The following is a 1375-nucleotide window of genomic DNA, read 5'->3' on the forward strand; positions in this document are numbered from 1 at the left end:
GAAGCCGCCCCCGTTCGCGTACCCGCAGGCGCCGGGCCGGTGCCCCACTCCTGCCACACGGGTGCAATGTGCCGCGGGGACAGTGGAGTTCATGCGATTCTCCGTGCTCTCCCTGATCGGTCACGACCCGCACCCGCTCACCGGCCAACTCGTGCGACGGGAGGCGCCGTCCTCGCTCGGGGAATGATCGAACAGTGTTCACCCGGCCGTGCAAGAGGGCTGCGGCCGGGGGGCCGGGAAGCCGTAAGGTTGCTCCGTACGTATGGAGACATCGGAAGGAGGCCCGGGTGATCGAGCTCGAGTCGGTGCCCGAGCTGGTCGACCCGGTCATGGTGGCCGCGTTCGAAGGCTGGAACGACGCCGGGGACGCCGCCTCCACAGCGGTCGGTCATCTGGACCGGGAGTGGAAGGGCGAGGTGTTCGCGGCGCTGGACGCCGAGGACTACTACGACTTCCAGGTCAACCGGCCCACGGTGTGGCTGGACGGCAACACGCGGAAGATCACCTGGCCGACGACGCGCCTGTCCGTGGTGCGGGTGGGCGGCGACAAGCCCCGGGACCTGGTCCTGGTGCGCGGGATCGAACCGTCGATGCGCTGGCGGTCGTTCTGCAACGAGATCCTCGGCTTCGCCCATGAGCTGGGCGTCGAAATGGTCGTCATCCTGGGCGCGCTGCTCGGCGACACCCCGCACACCCGGCCGGTGCCGGTGAGCGGGGTCACCTCCGACGCGGACCTGGCGCGGACGATGGACCTGGAGGAGACGCGGTACGAGGGCCCCACGGGCATCGTCGGGGTCCTCCAGGAGGCGTGCACGCACGCCGGGGTGCCCGCGGTCAGCCTGTGGGCGGCGGTCCCGCACTACGTGTCGCAGCCGCCGAACCCGAAGGCGACGCTGGCCCTGCTGAACCGTCTTGAGGACCTGATCGGGCTGCGCATCCCGCTGGGCGAACTGCCCGAGGACGCGCGGGCCTGGCAGGTCGGCGTGGACCAGCTGGCCTCGGAGGACAGCGAGGTCGCGGAGTACGTGCAGACGCTGGAGGAGGCGCGGGACACCGCGGAGCTGCCCGAGGCGTCCGGCGAGGCCATCGCCCGGGAGTTCGAGCGGTATCTGCGGCGGCGGGACGGCGGCCCCGGGCAGGGGCCGGGCGGCCATGCCACGGAGAGCGGGGACGGGTCGTATCTGCGCGACCCCTCCAGCGGCCGCACCCGCCCGCCGAAGCCTCCCCGTCCGGAGACGGGTCGGGGAAAGAAGCCTGAGGACAAGGGCCCTGACGAGGCGTCGGATCCCGAGACCGAGGGAGGCTCCGGCGACCCTCCCGAGGAGGACTGACCGGAGCGGTCACGCACCGCGGAGCGCCGCACGGGAGACGATCC

1 protein-coding gene is annotated in these 1375 nt (G+C 72.0%); it reads left to right on the forward strand.

Annotated elements, in window-relative coordinates; genetic code table 11:
- The first annotated feature begins 287 nt into the window (after positions 1–287).
- Positions 288–1331 (forward strand): PAC2 family protein, encoded by a 1044-nt coding sequence (locus tag ACFWM7_RS35290; RefSeq protein WP_383268877.1) that lies wholly within the window; start codon positions 288–290, stop codon positions 1329–1331.
- The last annotated feature ends 44 nt before the right edge of the window (positions 1332–1375 follow it).

The organism is Streptomyces sp. NPDC058375 (genome assembly GCF_042723425.1).
Taxonomy (GTDB): Bacteria; Actinomycetota; Actinomycetes; order Streptomycetales; family Streptomycetaceae; genus Streptomyces; species Streptomyces durocortorensis.